Below are 20,823 nucleotides of genomic sequence, written 5' to 3'. Positions count from 1 at the left end.
CAAAACAAAATGTCATTGCGAGGAACGAAGCAATCGCGCATAGGCAAAGCGAATTTGCAAGGTTCGCGATTGCTTCGTTCCTCGCAATGACAGATAGTCTTATTATTTTTTAACAGTTTATTAAATGAAAAAACTTATCGTTTTTATCGGCTTACTGATGTCATATGCTTATGCAAATGCACAGGTTGTTAGTATGACCAATGTAGAAATTAAAAGTTTGCGGAATGATATTGATACCAATAATTCGGCGCCATCGACTTATAAAAAAGCATTTTATCCTTTTTTGATCAACGCGCAAAAGGCATTAACAGAAACGCCTGATCCGATAGAAGAAATACGTTCTGAGGGTTTACTGGAAGGTAACCCGGCAAAAACAGCCACCATTAAAGCAGTTGCAGATGCTTATAAAATTTACGCCCTCGCATTGGTTTACCGGCTTTATGGTGATAAAGCTTATCTTGATAAAGCCACGGAATTTCTTTTAGCCTGGAGTAATACAAATAAAGCAACCGGCGACCCTATAGATGAAACCAAACTGGAGGATATGATTACCGGCTATGATTTAGTGCGGGATCAATCATCAACCGAGAATAAAAAAACAATTGATAACTGGCTGGAGAGTGTTGCAGATGCTGAACTAAACAGCGCTTCCTCAAAACCGGGCAGGGGCACGGCCATTAATAATTGGAACTCGCACCGGATAAAGATTATCACACTAATTGCCTATACCATTCATACTAAAAAATATGATGGCTTTATTACCACCGAACTGGAAAAACAGCTTGCTATAAATCTGAATCCGGATGGTACCACGCATGATTTTGTAGAGCGGGATGCTTTCCATTACCATACGTATGATCTGGAACCGCTTTTAACAACATGCATCGCTATTTACAGGGCCACGGGTAAGGATTATTTCAACTACCAAACACCTAACGGCTCATCCATTAAAAAATGTGTGGATTTTATGATCCCTTATATGGTGGGTGATAAAACTCACGGCGAATTTGTAAACAGCAAAGTCCCGTTTGATTTGCAGCGTGCCAAAAACAACGAGAAAGGATACAAAGCGGGTACACTGTTTAACCCGGAAAGTGGTTTAACTACATTATCACTAGCGGCTTATTTTAACCCTGACTATATATCTGTTATTAAGCGAACCATGGTTAAAGATCCTTACTATTTTAACTGGCAGCTGGCATTAAATAGTGTAAAAAAGAAATAGTAAAGCATTTATTAATTAATCATTACTGGATATGAAATCATTAGGTCGGGTGTTTTTTATTATGATATTGTGGTGCTTTCAAAGCGCGTTTATTAACGCACCGCATTCAAAAACGAAGTCGGGTGTTGAAAAAGCTGCCGAGGCTATCCTGAGAAAACAAATTTTAGCAGAAGCCGACTGGGCAATGCAACAAAAACCGATCACCGTAACGGCCTCTTTCAGCCCGAGAAGCGCGGGAGGGAAGCACGATTTCTTTTCTGAAGCCGACTACTTCTGGCCTGATCCTAAAAATCCGGATGGCCCATATATTAACAGGGATGGGGAAAGCAATCCTGCCAATTTTATTGAGCACAGAAAAGCAATGATCCGTTTCAGTGAAATAATTGGTGCCCTTGCATCAGCCTATAAAATAACCGGCGACCAGAAATATGTGCGGCAAGCCATTATCCACCTAAAAGCATGGTTTATTGATCCTGAAACATTGATGAACCCTAATCTGCAATTCGCGCAAGCTATAAAAGGTAAATTTACAGGTCGTAACTATGGCATAATTGATAGCATCCATTTAATGGAAGTAGCACAGGGGCTAATTGTAATGGAAGATTGCCCGGCTATGGATGCGCAAACAAGCGAAGGGGTTAAAAAATGGTTTGCTGAGTACACCAATTGGTTGCTTACCAGTAAGCCCGGTATACAGGAAAAGCTCACTAAAAACAACCATTCCACCTGCTGGGCTATGCAGGTAGCCTCATTTGCCAAACTTTGTAATAACCAGGCAGAGCTCGACTCAATATCGGTTATGTACAAAACTGTTTTATTGCCAAGGCAAATGGGTACCGATGGGAGTTTCCCGCTGGAGTTGGCCCGCACTAAACCTTATGGCTACTCTATATTTGATTTAGATGCCATGACAACACTTTGCCAAATATTATCAACCCCGAAAGATAACCTATGGGCCTTTGAAACGCCGGATGGCAAGTCAATTAAAAAAGGTATAAGCTACCTGTATCCTTACGTTGCAGATAAAAGTAAGTGGCAACTAAAACCAGATGTGATGTATTGGGACAGCTGGCCTGTTGCACAACCATTTTTATTATTCGGGGCGAATGCTTACCAACAAAATGATTGGTTTAATACATGGAAGCGACTTGACCATAAGCCGAAAACAGAAGAAGTTATCAGAAACGTGCCTATACGCCATCCTTTAATCTGGATGTAAAACAAAAAATCATTGCAAGCGAGTTTAAAGACTTAGCTTTTAAACTTCGCAAGTCTGACGGGATAGGGGTATTAAAAAACCTTTAAGGCATTATGTTATTGTCATTGCTTAGTTTCTCGGAATGACAATTGGGAATAATAAAATTGTCATTCTGAGCGCAGCGAAGAATCTGTACAGTAGCATCCGGGCGTACAGATTCTTCGCTGCGCTCAGAATGACAAACCCGCCTCCATCACATTCCTATTTCCTTTGCTTCCCTGCATCAAAATTGAATTTCAGGTTAATCCCTCCCGAACCAAAAAGAATATGCTGATCACCCAAACCATTCAACGGATATTTAAAAAATGGCTCAATAACTAAGTGATTTTTACCCAAAGGATAACCTACGCCAAATGCCAGGTTAACCATTTGCGCAAAATAAAAGTTATCAAACGATTTATGACTACCTTCCTGAGATTGCAAAACCGTACCATTGTCGGGGGCATTATAACTGTAGGTAGTGTTATAGCTTTCGTTAATGAACGTACCTGAACTCAACCCGGCTGCAACGTAGGTATTACCTGTTTGTGGATTAAAGTTGTATTTTAAATTCACCGGAACATCTAAATTCACCAGGTTTGCATTCAGGTTTTTAGATGCCGGAACAACTAAAGGCAACGCACTTGTACTAGCCGAAAAATTATGAGAATTTATTGCCATCAAAGCAACCGGCATGGATGGCGTTGTACTGTTGTAGGCCAGGGTGTTTTGGCCGATAGCCACTCCTGTGGAGATGCTGAGATTATCTGTTAATCTAATATCTGAGGATATACCGGCGCCATTATTAAATTGTCGCTGGCTTCCCTTAGCGTAATTAACATACGAAGCCGCATATATTCCCAAAGCGATCCTGTTCGCTGCGGTTTGCTGTTCCTCTGTATTCTTCTTTGATTTATCTTCTTTATCAAAAAGTTGCTGCATGGCTTTGCTTACCGCGACAGGTTGTTGCTGATCAGCCATGATACTCTTTTTGCCGATTGAAGAAGAGTTGGGGGTTTGTATATTAGTTTTAACGCTATCAACCACCGCAGGTGCTTTATTTGCTGCGGTAAACGTTGCTGTAGGCGTTTGTTTTGATTCACTATCTACAGGAAAACCAGGCAGACCATATTTATTAAGCGATGATTGATCAACATGAGCCAGGATACCTGATTTACCGGCAACAGGAGATTGCTTAGTGCCAACAGTTATTACTTTAGAAATAGTAGTCGGTTTAGACCCATTAACTCCCCCGATGGAAGAATCCCGTTGAATCGTCTTACCTCTGGTAGTAGCCATTGCGTCAGAATCAATACGATGTTCAATTTTATGAATGCCCGCTATCTTTTTCTTATACCCGCTGTCATCTCTATACCACAGAAAAATATTTAGGAACAATAGTAAAAACGCGGCAACTCCCGCTACACGATACCAAAAGATAGCCCGGTCTTTTTTCTCCTCCGGGTATTTTTTCCTGAGTAAAAGCCAGCCTTCTTCCGCGGTGTCATCCTGATAATCATCAAACACCTGCTTAATGCGGTCTCTTAAATCATTATCTAACTGATCGTCGCTCATTATCGGTTCTGATTAATAATAATTTTCTTAATTTTTCTTTAGCTCTAGTTAGATATACCCGCGAAGAGCTGGCTGCTATCCCCAACATTTTACCAATTTCCTCATGGCTGTAACCATCAACCTCATACAGGTTAAACACAGTGGTTTGTATTAATGGTAAAAGCTTTAATAGATTGAGTATATCCTGAGCCTCCAGATTCCCAACAGTGTCTGATGAACTCAACACCATCACGGCTTCGCCCAAATCAATATTCAATTGATATTTTAGCTCCCTCCGGCGTTTATCTATAGAGGTATTGATTACAAAAGTGCTGAGCCATGCTTTAAATGGTTTGCCTGCATCATAATCTTTAAAGTTTTTAAATATTTTTATAAAAGCATCATTTACGGCTTCAAGCGCGTCTTCACGGTTCATGCTATAGCGTAGGCTTATCCCCATAGCAAATCCGTAAAATTTGGTATATAGGATCTCCTGGCACCTCAAATTACCTGTTTTACATTGCGCTATAAGTTCGCTCTCTGCAATGTCCGACGGTCTCAGCATTAACCTTTTCCCACTATATATTGATGAATACCAGAAATTAACACAGCAGTGTAACATTTACTATCACAACTGCTGTTTCCATAGAATAACAAAGTTAACCCTTAGATAGTGTTAAGGATTAATTGCTTTTGGCAAAATTGTATTGTAAACTTAAGGTATCCGCATAGTTCACGTACATTACCAGTTGAGTGCCATTATAAAGGTAATTATAAACACCTTGTAAATGATACTTACTACCTGGCTTTGCCGCGTTATAGGTCTGGTCAACAAATTGTATATAATACGCGTTTGCAGCATATGATCCGTAACTGCCTGCATGCAGCGTTGTAGTATCACCTGTAATAGTGAAACCTGTACTTTGTGAAAGCGTCAATTGAAGATTAGCCTTCGACGTATCATATTTCGATGTTACAGGGTTTAAATGAATCTTCAAAAACTGGCCGGTAAAAGTACCGGTTGGTAACACAACGGTTGGCTGGTTATCATTAATTTTAGAACAGGCAGATGCGAAGAAAACAAAAACCGCGATTGGCAAAAGATAAAATAATTTCATAATATTTGATTACAACTACATTACGTTAGTAAATACAGTTATGCTACATGATTTTTAATTTAAAACGTATTAATAGTAAGCGTTAGCAATAATGTCGGCACTTAATTTAGGGCTGGTACCTGTTGTTGAACCATGATACCAAATAGTATATACACCACCATTTCTAATATTGATGCTATCGAGCGAAGCCAATACAGTTGTAGTGCCTGTGGCGCGAACCTCAAAATTATATTGTACATTTCCTGAAACGGGTGTAAATACTGGAGCAGCTTTAGCGGGTGTAGATATTGAAACACCTCTATAAGGTTCGTTAGTTACTAATGTTGTGGTGTTTGCTACAAGGTCAACATTTCCGGAGCCTGCGCTTACATTAACAAAACGAATCGTCGCTTTTCCGGATGCTGGTCGTGCAAGGCTATCTGTAAGTAACACAAAGTCAGGTTTGGTATAAGTGTTGGCCAGAAATAATGAATAAGCATTGTTATTAGCTAAATGAATACTATCTGAAGCAATTAAAGTAGACGAGCCATAGCCAAATAACTGAACCAGTCTGCCACCTGTATAGGCATTAAAGTACCCCAAATGATCCCCGTAATTAAATGCTGATTGATTAACCTGGTTTGGTTTAAGAAATATACTTTCTGAAGGAGCATCAGGCGAGGCTTGTATAACCATTAACAACGCAGTTGGATTTATTACGTAGTGGTTATTATCTTTTAAACAGGATGTTAACCCAATAGCTGATAAAAATATCACGCAAGCTAATGTCGCCGCCGATTTTAGATTTTTTAAATTTTTCATAGCCAATAATATTAGTCCCTTTAAATACATTACGGGCAGCGATAACAAAACGCTACTTGAGCCGCAAAAATAATTTCAGTGGTGGCTAATATATTTAATAGCACCAGCCGAATAGGTTAGCTTCTTAGAATAATAATTGCCAAACCGGGCAAATGCTCAATAATTCATGTAATATCCATAATTGTTCAGATATTTAGCGCAGTGAGTAAATTGATCAGCGATCAGCATGACGATTCCAGGAACCATGAGGTCATTTTTAAAGGCGTTCGTATAAGTACATTAACCGAGGTCCTTATTGCACAGTACGCTACAGGTCATATATTCACTGATAACGCCGCGCAAATTTCACCGAAGCATCTGGAAATCAATCATGGTTCGTTCATCAATTTATTCGCTACCATCGCTTTTCCTGAAGTGATCGTTACCCAGCAGGAAGACCAGCTATCTTTATCATGTGACTGTTATGCAGAGCGTAACAAGCTTTGCGAACACCAGGCATTGGTTTTGACTGCTATCCTGAAAAAAGAGGAATTCCGTGTTTTTTATGATGAAAAGTTGCGACATGAAAAATTAAAGAGGTTCGCGGTAGATTACGGCATGGAAAAGGAAGCTGCTTTAGACGATTATTTCAACATAACATATGCCTCAAAAAAACTGACGATAACAACTAAAAATCCGGCCCTGTTGCCCGTCACCAAAGAAAGCTTAATGGCTTTAAAGGCCGCTCTTGTACCGGAGCCAATCCTAGCTGTTGAACCCGATACCGTTTGTGTCATCATCAAACAGCATAAATACTACAAGTACCTGTTTATTGAATTGTACTCGGCACAAACAACGCTGGAAGGTAAGATCAAAAACCCTTTAAAAGTAATTGCCCCGCTGGATTTTATCTGGGAAACAGAAGATCATGAGCAGTTGAAGTTTTTTACGGGTATACATAAATTTCAAAATCACCTGAATAATAAAACATCCGAAGCTGACATTACAGCCTTAAAAGCCATTGTCAAAAATCCTTTGGGCTATGATTTCTATTATCATGATAACGAAAAATCTGAGAATATAACCGCGGGTTCGCTGGTGCCGGTTAATGTAAAACTATTACCCGGCGAATTGCAACTAAATGTAAGCCCTGAGGATCGTTTTTATGAAATATCCGGTAAAATAACGATTGAGGACAGGGCTTTTGAGCTGAATGATTTAAGTATCAGGTTCACTTATTTTATACAGGCAGGAGATACACTTTATCTTGCAGGTAATTTGCAGCTGCTTAATGTAATTAGCCTGTTAACCAAAAAGCAGGATAAGTTATTGGTACATGCCGCTAAGTTTGAGGAGTTCAAATCGCAATTGCTCACAAAGCTGGAAGATAATATTGATATTAACTATAAGCATATTCCGCGCGCAACACCTGTTCAGCTTAAACAACAGGGTTTTAATAGCGAAAATGAAAAAATAATTTACCTGTCGGATTTTGGCATACACGTCATGATCGTTCCGGTGATGCGGTATGGTGAAGTAGAAATATCAGTACGTACTAAAAGGCAGATTTACGGGGTGGATAACAAAGGCCATGAGTTCCTGGTTAAACGGAATGATGCCGAAGAGCTGGATTTTACAGCTTTGCTTATTAAGCAGCACCCTTACTTTGAAGAACAACTTGATAACGACCTGTATTATTTCTATCTGCATAAAAAGACGTTTTTAGATGAAGATTGGTTTTTGGATGTTTTTGAAGAATGGCAAAAGCAGTTGGTTACGGTATTGGGTTTTAATGAACTGGAGGGCAATAAGCTAAATGAGCATAAGGTTAAAATAAACATCCAGGTGCTGAGTGGCTTAAATTGGTTTAACACCATTGTGGATGTACGGTTTGGGCGTAAGAGAGCTGCCTTAAAACAAATATACCGGGCTGTAAAAAACAAAACAAAGTATATACAGCTCGACGATGGTACAATGGGTATACTGCCTGCGGATTGGATTGAAAAATTCAAAGCTTATTTTAATGCGGGCGAAATAGCGGATGATGAAACTTTGCGCATACCCAAAATAAACTTTACAGTTATTGGGCAGCTTTATGATGCCGCCATGCTGGATGAAAAGGTAAAGGAGGAGATCAGCGTATACCATAAAAAGCTGGCCGACTTTGATGTCATAAAAGCGATTGATATGCCAGCGGGTTTAAACGGCACACTTCGCCCGTATCAGCAGCAGGGTCTTAAATGGTTGAATTTTCTGGATGATTTCAACTTTGGCGGTTGCCTTGCGGATGATATGGGCCTGGGTAAAACCATACAGATTATTACTTTTATATTATCCCAACGAGAAAAAGTAAAGCATAATACCAACCTTATTGTGGTGCCTGCTTCCTTAGTATTTAACTGGCAGGAGGAAATAGAAAAATTTGCGCCATCTATAAAAATACATACTATTTATGGTGCCGATCGAATCAAAAACATTGATGAATTTGATAAGTATGAAGTAATATTAACCTCCTACGGTACCTTGCTTGCCGATATTAATTTCCTCAAAGATTATGTCTTTAATTATGTCTTTCTGGATGAATCACAGCAGATCAAGAATCCCGTATCTCAGCGCTATAAAGCGGCTAACTTGTTACAATCACGCAATAGGATCGCCATCACGGGTACTCCTATAGAAAATAGCACTTTTGACCTTTATGGCCAGCTATCCTTCGCCTGCCCGGGCTTACTGGGTAGCAAACAATACTTTAAGGATATTTATGGGGTACCCATTGATAAGTTTAAAAGTAACAAGCGTGCTTTGGAGCTTCAGCAAAAGATTGGCCCCTTTATTCTGCGCCGTACTAAGCAGGAGGTTGCCGCTGAGCTGCCAGAAAAAACAGAAATGATCCTGCATTGTGAAATGCAAGCTGAACAACGCGGTATTTATGATGCCTATGAAAAGGAGTTCAGGGATTATATCTCGGCCATTAATGGCGATGTGTTAAAAAAGAGCGCTATGAATGTGCTGAAAGGTATAACCAAACTCAGGCAAATTTGCGATTCGCCCCTGTTACTCAGCGGGGAAAAGATGCCGGGGAATGCCTCCGCCAAAATCGATACACTGCTGGAACAGATTGAAAGCAAAAGGCCGCAGCATAAGATCCTGGTATTTTCACAATTCGTAACCATGCTTGACCTCATCAAAAAGGAGTTGAATAGTAGAAGTATAGGTTTTACTTATCTCACCGGGCAGACCCGCAACAGGCAGGCTGTGGTTAATGAATTTCAAACTAACCCGGATGTGCGTGTATTCCTGATCAGCTTAAAAGCCGGAGGAACGGGCCTGAACCTAACCGAAGCCGATTATGTTTACCTCGTTGATCCCTGGTGGAACCCGGCCGTAGAGAACCAGGCGATAGACCGTTGCCATCGCATCGGGCAAAACAAAAACATTGTAGCGGTAAGGTTGATCTGCCCCGGTACCGTCGAAGAAAAGATGATGATCATGCAACAGGGGAAAAAGGAACTCGCTACTAACCTTATTCGCACAGATACCTCGATGATCAACTCGTTGTCAAAAGATGATTTGTTAGATTTATTGAATTAAAAGCAGATTGATTGCAAATCTAAAAACCTATCCTATACGGGTTGAAGATGGTGAAGTGTATATTGGTATAGTTTAATTTCCTAAGTTTCGTCGTCGGCAGTTAATAATAGCAGCTTCTCTTTATCTATAACTTTTATGTATTTGTCATGGGCGGCTACTATGTTTTCATTCAGTAGTTCCGTTATTACCCTGAATACGGTCTCATAGGTAGCGCCGATAAAGGAAGCCAGGTCCTGCCGGGATAGTCTGATATTAATAAAGCCATCTTCTTTTAATCCAAATTGTTTCTCCAAATATATTAAGGCCTGCGCTACGCGGCCTTTAACCGGCATATGGGCAAGGTTACGCATCTTGTTTTCAGATTCTTGTAAATCCTTTACAAAAAACATCATTAATTGGTACGTAAATTCATTGTTGACTTTTAAGCAGGCCTCGAAAAAATCCAGATCAAAGTAACAAAGTATTCCGTCCTCAAGCGCAGTGGCTGATATGGGATATATTTTAGTATCGAGCCCCCGATGGCCAAATATCGCACCATCTGATGCGAATCTCAAAATCACCTCCTTGTCCTGTCCCCATTTTTTATGCACCTTAACGTTGCCGCTCAATACAAAATAAATTCCTTTTACCGGATCGCCTTCCTGGAAGATTATTTCATTTTTTTTAACGAAAAAATTCTTTTTGTTAGTAGCAATTGCCCCTTTCCATTCCGGAAGGCAATTTCTGCACAAAAAACAGCTATTCATGTCACATGTAATTAGCTTTTTTTTCATAGGGGAAGTGTTTTTTACTTTTTTTTAATATTGCAATCAATAATTGATGCAATGTAAGTTATTTGTCTGTTTTTGATTAGTGAATTGATTTAAAAATGATATAAATAATTAATATTTTGATAAATGTCTAATTTGATTATTTATTAAGCTGGTTGTCGTCATGTAAATGGCCTGTAATGTGATTTTTGTACTTCAATTTTAATTATTTAATTATTTTTTTTAACTATTTATTGCTTTTGTTGTAAAAGTAATCGTTTTTAAATCTGAAAATTGATTAAAATCATTAAATGAATTGTATTTATTGCAGTAAATATAAAGTTAGGATCAAATTTTATTATCCTATTGGTAAAATAAACAAATAATACATAAAAAAGCCCTGCCGGGAGGTCGTATTCCTAGGCAGGGTTAAACAGTTTTCATTGCTTTAGTTGCGCTATTTCTATGGTTTTTGTCATGTTATTCATTCTTTCTGACAGAAACACAACCTCTTAAGACTAATCAATTTCCGGCTACACATAATATTAAAAATAACCCTAAGTATCATTGCTCAAATTTTGATCCTTTTCAATCAAATTTTGACCCTTAATTAATTACTTCCTTTTTATGTTTGATTGATCAAAAAGATAATCGCGTGTGAATTTTGCTTGCTTCAGGTAATTAAGCGTTAGCCACAACAATTAACGTCAAACCATAAAATAAATCTTCAATGAATATGTCGTTTTACAAGACCCCCTTAAAGTTTTTAGTCATTTTTTTTCTTTTTTCTGGTGGTATATTTAAAGCAATAGCTCAGGCACCGCAGAACATTCAGCAGGTTATTTCAAAAATAGATACCTTACACTCCCGCATGCCGGGCGAAAAACTTTACCTACAGCTGGATAAGCCTTATTATGCCGTTGGCGATACGATATGGTTTAAAGGCTATATCCTTAACCCTCTGCTTAATTATTCTCCTTTAAGCGGCCGGTTATATGTAGAGTTACTTAATGATAGCAATAAGATTGTTAAAAGAATCGCTCTGGCGGCTGGCTTAGGTATAACCTGGGGTGATATTGAATTAGCCCCGGGTGAAATTAAGGAGGGAGCCTATACCATCAGGGCCTATACCAACTGGATGCGTAACTTTGGGCAGGAATCATTTTTTTATCAAAGCTTTTATGTCGCTAATCCTGCGTCACAGAATTGGCTGGTTGATGCAAATGCATCACTAGTCCCTATTGATAATAAAGTGAAAATGAATATTAAATTGAGCAATATGCAGAATAGTGCGATTGCTTCAAAAGAGTTGCAGCTAAAACTTCTGAATGGTAATCATATCATATACAAAGGAGCTGCTCAAACTACTGCCGACGGGGCATTAAATGTTGATTTCCTCTTACCGGCGAATGCTGCAATAAAACATCTGGCTTTGGTAGCGCAGGATAAAATCAATATTAAACAATCAGTAACTATTCCTGTAAATGTAAGCCGGGCAAAGGACGCGGATATACAATTTATGCCAGAGAGTGGTGATATGGTTGCAGGTATTCCGTCACATATCGGCTTTAAGGCAATTGGCGAGGATGGTAAAGGGATTGATATAAGCGGGGTGATTACAGGTAATACGTCAGGAAAAGAGATCTTGTCCTTTCAGTCGCTGTATAAAGGCGTGGGAATAATTGACCTGCTCCCTGCGGCGGGCGAAACTTATACCGCCAGGGTAAAATTGCCCGACGGTGAAAATAAAGAAGTTCCTTTACCTGTGGTAAAATCATCCGGTACCGTATTACGTATCCGCAATCCTGCCGATAAAGATACGATTGCCGTTTCTGTTTTTATAACTGATGACATCGTGAAAAAAAACATGCCCCTATACCTCATCGGGCAGTCAAGGGATGTAGTATGTTTTGCCGCAACCATTCCGGCAGGGGTGCCAACAGTTTCGGTACGCGTAGCCAAAAGCCTTTTTCCTACAGGCATTGCACATTTTACATTGCTAAATGCCAATAATATGCCGGTTAATGAAAGGTTAATATTCATCAATCATAACGACAATCTTAAAATTGATATTAAAACAGGTCAGCAAAGTTATGGGCCAAGGGATAGTATTCCTGTGAAAATAATCGTAAGAGACATCTCTGGTCAACCGATAATTGGCAGCTTTTCCGCAGCCGTTACAGACGATGGCCAGGTAAAAAAAAACAAAGCTACTAACTCATCAATATTAACTCATTTTTTATTGACGGATGATCTTAAGGGATTTGTTGAAGCCCCCGGATATTATTTTACTGAAGATAAAGATGCCTGGCAAGCACTCGATGCGCTTTTACTTACGCAGGGCTGGATTGGTTATGATTGGAAGAATATCAGCACATTGCCCAAACCTCTTTTTGAACCGGAACTTTCGAACCGGGTAAAAGGTAGCGTAACCACGCTATTCAATAAGCCGATGGATCACGCGGATGTGGTCTTAATATCAACCGGTAAATTCCGTTTTGTGCGCGATACGTCAACTAATTTACAGGGCCAATTTATATTTGATAAACTACCGGCGGTAGACAGCACCACGTTTGTTTTGGAAGCGCATAAAGGCAAAAGCGGTAAAGCCATAAATGCCGGAATAAGTCTTGATGAAGTGAGCCCGCCTGACACCAGAAATTTGAGTTTGCCTGTTGTTGCCCCATGGTATATTAACAGCAGCGATACGGTATTAAATTATGTAAGATCAAGCTCAGATTATTTCAAAGAACTACAAATGGCACAATATGGGCATGTGCTCAAAGAAGTTGTAGTGAAAGCGCAGGCTGAAATTAAGGGCTCAGATAATTTAAACGGGGCAGGCAACGCCGATCAGGTAATAGGGGAAGACGAGGTTAAGGATGCCGGAAAAATGAGTTTGTACGATTTGATATTGAAAAAAGTTGAGGGCTATACAGTTAGCTTTTTACCTAAGTCTCAGGATCGTAACTTTTTTTTAAGAGATAAAAAGGTAAGGTTTGTTTTCGATGGTGTCGACCTTACCCGTTTTTACGAACCCATTACGGGGCAAACTGATGAGTATTACTATTACATTAAACAATACCTGGATAATTTTACAGATGAAGATATTAAAGGTATCGAAGTATTATACAGTGCTAAATATATTGCATCCTATATTAATAGGAACATAGCCGATAATGATGAACTGTTAGCATTGGACGCGACCGGGCAAAGAGGATCGGACAATGCGTTCCTGGAAATAACCACCCGATCGGGTAATGGGCCATTTATGACTAAGGCTAACGGCGTGTATGTGTATAAACCAATGCCAACAACGCTGCCCGCGAACTTTTACCGGCCACGTTATTTAAATAAAGATATAGGACGGAAGTTTGCCGATCTGCGCTCAACAATTGATTGGGAACCTAATATTATTACCAATAAAAGTGGTGAAGCTTCCTTCACTTTTTTCGCGGCTGATAAACCGACAACCTATACTATTGTGCTGGAAGGCAGTGATCTAAACGGGGCCATCGGTTATCAGGTAAAACAGGTTACTATAGCCGGTAAATAATTTATCAGCTAAATATTTACCTATACTAACAGTGCTTACTCCTTTGTTATCACGGCGCTGTTAGTATAAATTTCTAATCAATTGTATATGAAATAGGTTGTTAATGCAACACCATCACAACGATGATAGTAATCATGTTTTTCGGCCTTATAACGGTAATTAATGAACTTCTGAAGCTCTGGATTTTAAATATTCCGATGGGGTGATGTGGTATTGTTCTTTAAAACAAGTGCTGAAATACTTGGCGTTGTTAAAGCCTACAGCATAGGCAATCTCGGCAATGTTATGATCGCCGGCATCAAAATATTGTCTAGCCCTTTTTAACCGCATTTCCCGCACAAATTCAACCGGAGCCAAATCAGTCAGACTTTTAAATTTTTTGTAAAAGGCAGACCGACTCATGGCTATGGTTTCTGCAACAGTATCTATATTAAATTCAGTATCCAGCATACCGTCTTCTACAATCTTTATCACCTCTTTTAAAAATATTTCATCCTTTGAAGTAATCATAATTTCTCCGGGACCCAGGTTGATTGTTTTCTTCCCGTTTAAAAAAGATTCGAATATCTTTTTACGCTGCCTCAATAAATTTTCTATTGACATGAATAAATAATCATTACGGAATGGCTTGGTTATATAACAGTCGGCCCCATATTTTAATCCCTCGATCTGGCTTTCAACAGAAAACTTGGCCGACAGCAGCACAACCGGAATATGACTGGTCGAAAGATCATTCTTCAATTGATCAAGCATCTGGATCCCGGTCATTTTAGGCATCATAACGTCGCTTAAAATCAAATCAGGTAATAACTGAATAGCCTTTTGTAATCCTTCTTCGCCATTTTCCGCCTCTTCCACCCGGTAAAACTCACTCAATTGAATAACCAGGAATTTTCTTAAATCAATATTATCTTCCACAAGCAAAACCAGCGGAACATTAATGTCATTTTGCCTGGTTACAGATAGTGTAAGCGAATAAAGAGATTCTTCGATTTCCTGAATTTGCTGTGATGCCTCCCCTAAATGGGCCAATGCGCCCTGATCTCCGGTAAAATAATCGTTTTCTAATTTTAGTTCAATGGCAATAGTAAGGCCGCCTTCGGCGTTGTTTTTAGCCACAATTTTTCCCTGGTGCAGTTCTATAAATTCTTTTGAAAGCGCCAGGCCTATGCCAGTACCTTTTTGATGATTGCCCTGGCGGTTATCGCCTTCATAATACAGCTCAAAAATATCATTTAACTTATCATTAGCCACGCCAATTCCCTGGTCAATAATTTCAATCCGAAAATAATCATCGGTATCAAACTGGTTCAGTATAATGCAAATGGTCTTACCTTCAGGAGTAAATTTAAAGGCATTGGCCAGGATGTTATAAATAACAATATCAATTTTATCGGCATCAATGTATGCCCAAAGCTCGTCTGCATTGGCTGATATCTTTAGTTCGATCCTTTTTTCACGGGCGATATCTGTAAAATATTCTCCGATATTCCTTATAAAGGACACCATTTCGGTCCGGGTTATGGTTAACGTAGCCTTCCCGCTTTGTACCTTTCTAAGGTCCAGCAACTGGTTTATAAAGCGCACCATCCTGTTGGCGTTTTTGCGTACCACATTAATGTATTCATTGCCTTGCATAGAGAGTTCTTCTTTCCTCGCAATCTCTTCAATCGGGTTCAAAATCAAGGTTAACGGCGTTCGCAGTTCGTGCGAAACATTAGTAAAAAAGCTTAGTTTTAAATCAGATAGTCGTTTTTCAACCGCAATTCGATGCCTCAACTTTAGCATGGTAAGTGCAATCCTGCGGATAGTTTCAATAGCAATCACCGCTAATAACAGGTAGATAAGATACGCCCACCAGGTACGCCAGGGAGGTGGAAGAATGGTTATAGCCAGGCTTTTTGCCGGTAATTTAGTATAAAGGTCATTACTGAGGATTTTTACCTCAAAGGTATAGTTGCCGGGGGGCAGGTTAGTATAGGTGGCCCGGCGTTGCCCCTTATTGTTATGCCAAACCGTATCAAAACCTGTCAGGCGATAAGCATAGGCTTGTTTAAAACTCGATCTGTAATCCAGCACCGTGTAATCTATGCTGATGATGTTTTGATTATATTTAAGCTTGAGCTTATTCATATAATCAATATTGTAGTTTACAGCGTCGTTGTCCCCGGGCGCTATATCCTCATTATTGATCTGCAAATTGGTTAAAGCCATATTTGCTTTGAACCGGTAATTGGTAATATGATCAGGATTAAAGGTTAAAAAACCTTTAATATTCCCGAAAACAATATCACCGCCCGGTGTCCTGATGCAGGAAGCCTCTGAAAAACCTGTTTTCGGCAAGCCATCATAAGAATCATAATTCCTGAATTGCTTTTTAACGATATTAAATTTAGAAAGCCCGTTTTGAGTAGCTATCCATAAGTTCCGGTGATTATCTTCCGCGCAGCTTAATACATAATCATTAGGCAGTCCATCCCTGGTTGAGTAATCTTTAAACGTTAGATATTGGAATGGATCGTCGCCTATCGCCTGATCCAGGCCACCGCCTGATGTCGCCAACCACATCGTGTTTTTCGAATCCCGGTAAATAAATTGGATATCATTATTACCCAGGCTTTGCTTGTTCCCCGGTATTTTACGGTAAATAACATAGCGATAAGCTGGCGAATGACCGGAAACCGGGTCTACCACCAGTAAGCCGTCGGTGGTTCCTATCCATAGGTTCCCCTGCTTATCTAAAGCCATATTTCTGATTTTGCGAAAAGCCTCCTTAGGGTAATGTTTAAAAGCAGCCCCTGTATGACTGAATTTGACGACATTATGATCATTTACAGCAAGATTTAAGCCCTCATCAAACGTCCCGATCCAGATTCTTCCCTCATGGTCTTCCTGTAAGGCATAAATTTCATTGCTGTTCAGACTGTTCGGATCCTGCTTGTTGGCCGGGTAATTGGTTAACCGATAGGTTGTTTCTTCCGTATTAATAGGCGAGGCTTTATATAAACCACTCGCTTTTGTGCCTAACCAAATGTTACCCAGCCTATCCTGCAACATCGAATAAACCAAACCAATCCCACCCGGAGGCTCGTTGATAAACTGGATATTTGTTCTTTTATTATTTTGATAAATGTACAGTTTGCCGCTTTTTACCCCAAGCCATAACCTGCCTTTCCGGTCGTAAAGAATACCTCTAACTTCATTGTCTGATTTAAAAGGTGCCTGTTCAACCAGCTGTTGCTGGTTAAAATCAGTATTCTGGAAAATAATCTTATCAATTCCCCGGTCATCTGTACTCAGCCATAATATACCGGCAGGGTCATAATACAAACAGGTCACAATGTTGGAGAGCTGGCGATTGGGATCATCAGGATCATCATAAAAATAATCTACTTTAGCTTTAGCTTCGTTATAATAGCCAAAGCCCCCGCCTTTCATATTTATCAGAATTAAGCCGCTGTTATCCTCCAAAACCTTAAAGTGATTACCGCTATTATTGTAAAGGGCGTCGTTTTTTTGTGAAAAATATTGGAATGACCGCTTATAAGGGTCAAACCGCACTACTCCCTGGCTTTTTGGTTCTATCCATAAATTTCCGCCGCGATCTTCGTATATGGAATTAAGGCCCCCTGCCGGGGTGAAAATCGATGTGGTGATCTTGTTGTCATTCAGATTTACCTTGATCAGCTCTCCCGCCGAAGTTGTGCCATAAATACAACCGTTTATTTTTGACAGGATCAATGCATTAAGCGTATTAGAAGTGATTTTTTGGCGAGTGGTTTTTTTTGAGGTTTTGTTGTAAATGATTAAATATCCCTGGCTAGTGCCGAAATACAATTGATGATCATCCTCATTAACAGTAGTGAAATTTAAGTTTGCCGCAAGGTTTGTTTCCAAAGGAATACTCCGGTAAGCTCCCGATGCTGACTTGGTTAAAAGGCACACTCCATCCGGTGTCCCTATCCATATATTGTGATCATGGTCTTCATGAAAAAAATTAATAGTATTTGAAGGCAATTGATAATCAGGTTTAAGTCCCTTCTTATAACTGATAAACCAGGGAGATGGTAAGTTGGTTTGGGGAATAAAGAGTAGTCCGTTCCTGAACGTAACCAGCCAGATGCTTCCGTTTTCACCCGCTATTATCCGGGAACAATTTATTTTTTGTTTGCCGTTAGTATTAATAAAAGGCGATATCGGGAGAAATTGTTCCGTTTTTTTATCAAACCTATAAATTTCCTTATCATAGGCCCTAAGCCATAGGTGGTTTGACCTGTCTTCTACAATCTGATCTATCCTGTCATTTTTTACTTGGGACTGATCCCCGGGTGAAGATTTGTAGGAAACAAAATTGTGACCGTCAAAACGATTAATGCCATCCCAGGTGCCAAACCACATAAAGCCGTCCCGGTCTTTCATCATACAGGTAACCGCATCATGCGATAAGCCATCCTCTGTTGAGTATCGTTCAATTTTGCATTTTGGCTGACCGGTTGCTTTTACAATGAAAAACAATAACAATATTGAAAAGTGGATTTTTAATCGGTTACTCGCATGCATAATAAAAAAATCAATTGCTGATTGAACCGGTTTAAACATTCAATAGCGGTAAAGTTTATTGGTTATTCAAATCCATTAACGTCATAAATAATCAAATCAGTTATGCCGGAAAAAAATGGGAAGGTATTTTAATAATTAGGTTTTAATATTAAATATTTATCTAATATCAGAATTTGCTTAAAATCTATTATCTAATTTGAAATATTTATTTTTTCTTAATTCGTTCATATGCTAAACTATAATCACTAAAGCTCAATTAATTTACATTGACGAGCGAATAGATAAAGTAGACAAAGATCTTTTGTAAACATATTGCATAACCTGCCATGCATCCCAGGATTTAATTAGCATGAATTGAAAGCTGAACGGTACGTTGTTGTAACGGAAGTATAACACTCTTTCTTGAAAATAACATAAATACGGATCTGACTATAAACACTTCTATACCTCGTTTTAACTTGAAATAATAAAATTTGGACCTATTAGCCTAAATTTTGAACCCTCATTTTATAGCCCCTTTATAAGTTTGTACAGCCAATACCCAATAAAAACCATTAATAAACAAAGTTTCTTGTAAGGGTCTTTTTGAATTACATGATCATATCAAACCCATCAGTGTTTATGGCTGATGGATTTGGAAAATGATTAAAAGTGCATCAAAGTTGTATTCGCTTTTATCAATCGTGTAACTCGGACAACCACCGTTACCGGGAAAAGCACTGAAATCTAAAATTTAATTATACCGATTAAGACCAATTATATAACCCGAAAATCAATTAATTATGGAAAAAACTAATACGCAAACTAATCATTTAAACAGTGATGATTCCGGAGGACGAGGGGCCGGGATGGAAAGGAGAGCCTTTTTAAAATATGCAGGTACTGGCGCCGCGATACTAGGTTTAGCAGGGTCTTCGTGTAAAAAGTCTACCGGCAATAGTCCGGTAAATAAAAATACGGTCGATTTAGGCAGCGGAGATACCGGCATTTTAAATTATGCTTATGCTCTGGAACAACTGGAAGCTGCATTTTATACCCAGGTTATTGCTACACCTTATACAGGTATAACGGCGGCTGAGACGGCAATTCTTACCGACATCAGAGATCACGAAGTAGCGCACAGGGCTTTTTATAAAGCCGCTTTAGGAAGCGGAGCCCTGGCCCCCCTGGTGGCGGATTTTAGTCAGATTAACTTTGCCGACAGGACAAATGTGCTTGATGCAGCCAAAGGGTTTGAGGATCTGGGCGTTGCTGCCTATAATGGCGTTGCATATCTTATTCAGGATGCAGCAAATCTGACAATTGCGGCCAAGATTGTTTCGGTAGAAGCGCGCCACTCGGCAGCTATCCGTAATATATTAACCACTGGTACAGCTTCGCCATTTTCCACTTTTGCCGATGCTACTGTAATTCAGCCTTCTGCACTAAATAATGTTGCCAATCCATATAACGGACTGGAAGCATCGCGGTTACCGTCTCAGGTATTGCCTACAGTAAACCAATACATAACGGTTAATTTAACAGCAACTAAACTACCTTAATCAGTCACACTATGAATATTTTTAACATACTTGAAGAAATAGAAAAAGCGGATCCGGATTTTCATGACCGGATCAATCCCCGTCGTGCTGCAATTAAAAACATAACCAGCTTTGGTTCAAAAATTGCCGTGGCTGCTTTACCTTTTGCTATGGGAACTATTTTTCAAAAAGCATACGGACAAACATTGCCTCAATCAGTAACCGACATCCTGAATTTTGCATTAAAGCTGGAGTTTTTGGAATCAGCCTTTTACACCCAGGGATTAGCGGCGAAAAGTTTAGTTCCGACTGGCGGAGATACAACGGCAATTACCACGATGTCGACCCAGGAGAAAGCACATGTTGTTTTCTTACAAACTACGCTTGGCAGCTCAGCAATATTGCAAACTACACAGGGTACAAATGGTACCTATGATTTTACCGCCGCCGGCCTTTTTTCAACAGTATTTACCAATTATGATACATTTTTAGCGGTTGCTAATGGCTTTGAAGATACGGGTGTTCGCGCTTATAAGGGGCAGGTACCTGCTTTAATTGGTAATCAAACTGTGCTTACAGCAGCATTATCCATCCACTCGGTTGAAGCACGTCACGCGGCAACCATACGTCAGTTGCGCAGTTTGCGGCCAGCCGGCCCGGCAACCATAAAGCCGTGGATAACCGGGGCAAATGATACAGGTAATGCCAATTTATTTAACAACTATGTTGGTGAGGACAATGTAATTCAGGATAATATAACTATAACCAGTCTGAATGCGCTAAACGGAACAGTGGCTGTTAACGCTGCTACCGAAGCGTTTGACGAACCGTTAACGCTGGCCCAGGTATTGTCGCTGGTGGCACCCTTCGGAGTTAAATAACTGAAATATTATTACCAATAAATATGTATTAATTACTAAAAAATATCTGGCT

At 39.5% G+C, this 20,823-nt stretch carries 12 protein-coding genes; 6 read left to right on the top strand and 6 right to left on the bottom strand.

The window, feature by feature from the left end; translation table 11 throughout:
* Positions 1 to 124 precede the first annotated feature (124 nt).
* On the top strand, positions 125 to 1,225 hold the full coding sequence (locus GSQ74_RS01735) for an alginate lyase family protein (RefSeq protein ID WP_158989421.1): 1,101 nt from the start codon (positions 125 to 127) through the stop codon (positions 1,223 to 1,225).
* 31 nt (positions 1,226 to 1,256) lie between these two features.
* Positions 1,257 to 2,444 carry an alginate lyase family protein gene (locus GSQ74_RS01730; RefSeq protein ID WP_158989418.1) on the top strand — a complete coding sequence of 396 codons (1,188 nt, stop codon included), beginning with the start codon at positions 1,257 to 1,259 and terminating at the stop codon, positions 2,442 to 2,444.
* Between the two features lie 240 nt (positions 2,445 to 2,684).
* On the opposite strand, the gene GSQ74_RS01725 is transcribed toward GSQ74_RS01730, so the two are convergent.
* From GSQ74_RS01725 to GSQ74_RS01710, 4 genes are all read right to left on the bottom strand, one after another.
* Positions 2,685 to 4,037, bottom strand: a complete 1,353-nt coding sequence (locus GSQ74_RS01725; RefSeq protein ID WP_158989416.1) for an outer membrane beta-barrel protein — start codon at positions 4,035 to 4,037, stop codon at positions 2,685 to 2,687.
* Positions 4,015 to 4,581 (bottom strand): RNA polymerase sigma factor, encoded by a 567-nt coding sequence (locus tag GSQ74_RS01720; protein WP_158989414.1) that lies wholly within the window; start codon positions 4,579 to 4,581, stop codon positions 4,015 to 4,017. The genes GSQ74_RS01725 and GSQ74_RS01720 overlap by 23 nt, the downstream gene beginning before the upstream one ends.
* Positions 4,582 to 4,699: 118 nt before the next feature.
* Entirely contained in the window at positions 4,700 to 5,134 is a 435-nt protein-coding gene (locus GSQ74_RS01715) for a hypothetical protein (RefSeq protein ID WP_158989412.1), read from the bottom strand.
* Between the two features lie 69 nt (positions 5,135 to 5,203).
* On the bottom strand, positions 5,204 to 5,935 hold the full coding sequence (locus GSQ74_RS01710) for a DUF4397 domain-containing protein (protein ID WP_158989410.1): 732 nt from the start codon (positions 5,933 to 5,935) through the stop codon (positions 5,204 to 5,206).
* A 201-nt stretch (positions 5,936 to 6,136) separates the two neighbouring features.
* Between GSQ74_RS01710 and GSQ74_RS01705 the strand changes: the two genes are divergently transcribed.
* Positions 6,137 to 9,505, top strand: coding sequence for a DEAD/DEAH box helicase (locus GSQ74_RS01705; RefSeq protein WP_254060786.1), 3,369 nt, complete (start codon positions 6,137 to 6,139; stop codon positions 9,503 to 9,505).
* Between the two features lie 80 nt (positions 9,506 to 9,585).
* Here the strand turns inward: GSQ74_RS01705 and GSQ74_RS01700 are convergent, their stop codons facing one another.
* The gene (locus GSQ74_RS01700) at positions 9,586 to 10,278 is read right to left on the bottom strand and encodes a Crp/Fnr family transcriptional regulator (RefSeq protein WP_158989408.1); all 693 of its coding nucleotides are present in this window, start codon (positions 10,276 to 10,278) and stop codon (positions 9,586 to 9,588) included.
* 712 nt (positions 10,279 to 10,990) lie between these two features.
* On the opposite strand from GSQ74_RS01700, the gene GSQ74_RS01695 reads away from it, so the two are divergent.
* Positions 10,991 to 13,810 (top strand): hypothetical protein, encoded by a 2,820-nt coding sequence (locus GSQ74_RS01695; protein ID WP_158989406.1) that lies wholly within the window; start codon positions 10,991 to 10,993, stop codon positions 13,808 to 13,810.
* A 159-nt stretch (positions 13,811 to 13,969) separates the two neighbouring features.
* On the opposite strand, the gene GSQ74_RS01690 is transcribed toward GSQ74_RS01695, so the two are convergent.
* Complete coding sequence (locus tag GSQ74_RS01690; protein WP_158989404.1) at positions 13,970 to 18,409, bottom strand: two-component regulator propeller domain-containing protein; 4,440 nt, start codon at positions 18,407 to 18,409, stop codon at positions 13,970 to 13,972.
* 743 nt (positions 18,410 to 19,152) lie between these two features.
* Here GSQ74_RS01690 and GSQ74_RS01685 point away from each other — a divergent pair.
* On the top strand, positions 19,153 to 19,911 hold the full coding sequence (locus GSQ74_RS01685; protein ID WP_216846660.1) for a ferritin-like domain-containing protein: 759 nt from the start codon (positions 19,153 to 19,155) through the stop codon (positions 19,909 to 19,911).
* An 11-nt stretch (positions 19,912 to 19,922) separates the two neighbouring features.
* The gene (locus GSQ74_RS01680; RefSeq protein WP_158989402.1) at positions 19,923 to 20,771 is read left to right on the top strand and encodes a ferritin-like domain-containing protein; all 849 of its coding nucleotides are present in this window, start codon (positions 19,923 to 19,925) and stop codon (positions 20,769 to 20,771) included.
* Positions 20,772 to 20,823: the final 52 nt, after the last annotated feature.

It is taken from the genome of Mucilaginibacter sp. L196, assembly GCF_009765905.1.
Lineage (GTDB): Bacteria > Bacteroidota > Bacteroidia > Sphingobacteriales > Sphingobacteriaceae > Mucilaginibacter.
Note: the sequence above shows the minus strand (reverse complement) of the source record. Positions and strands in the feature narration are given on the sequence as shown.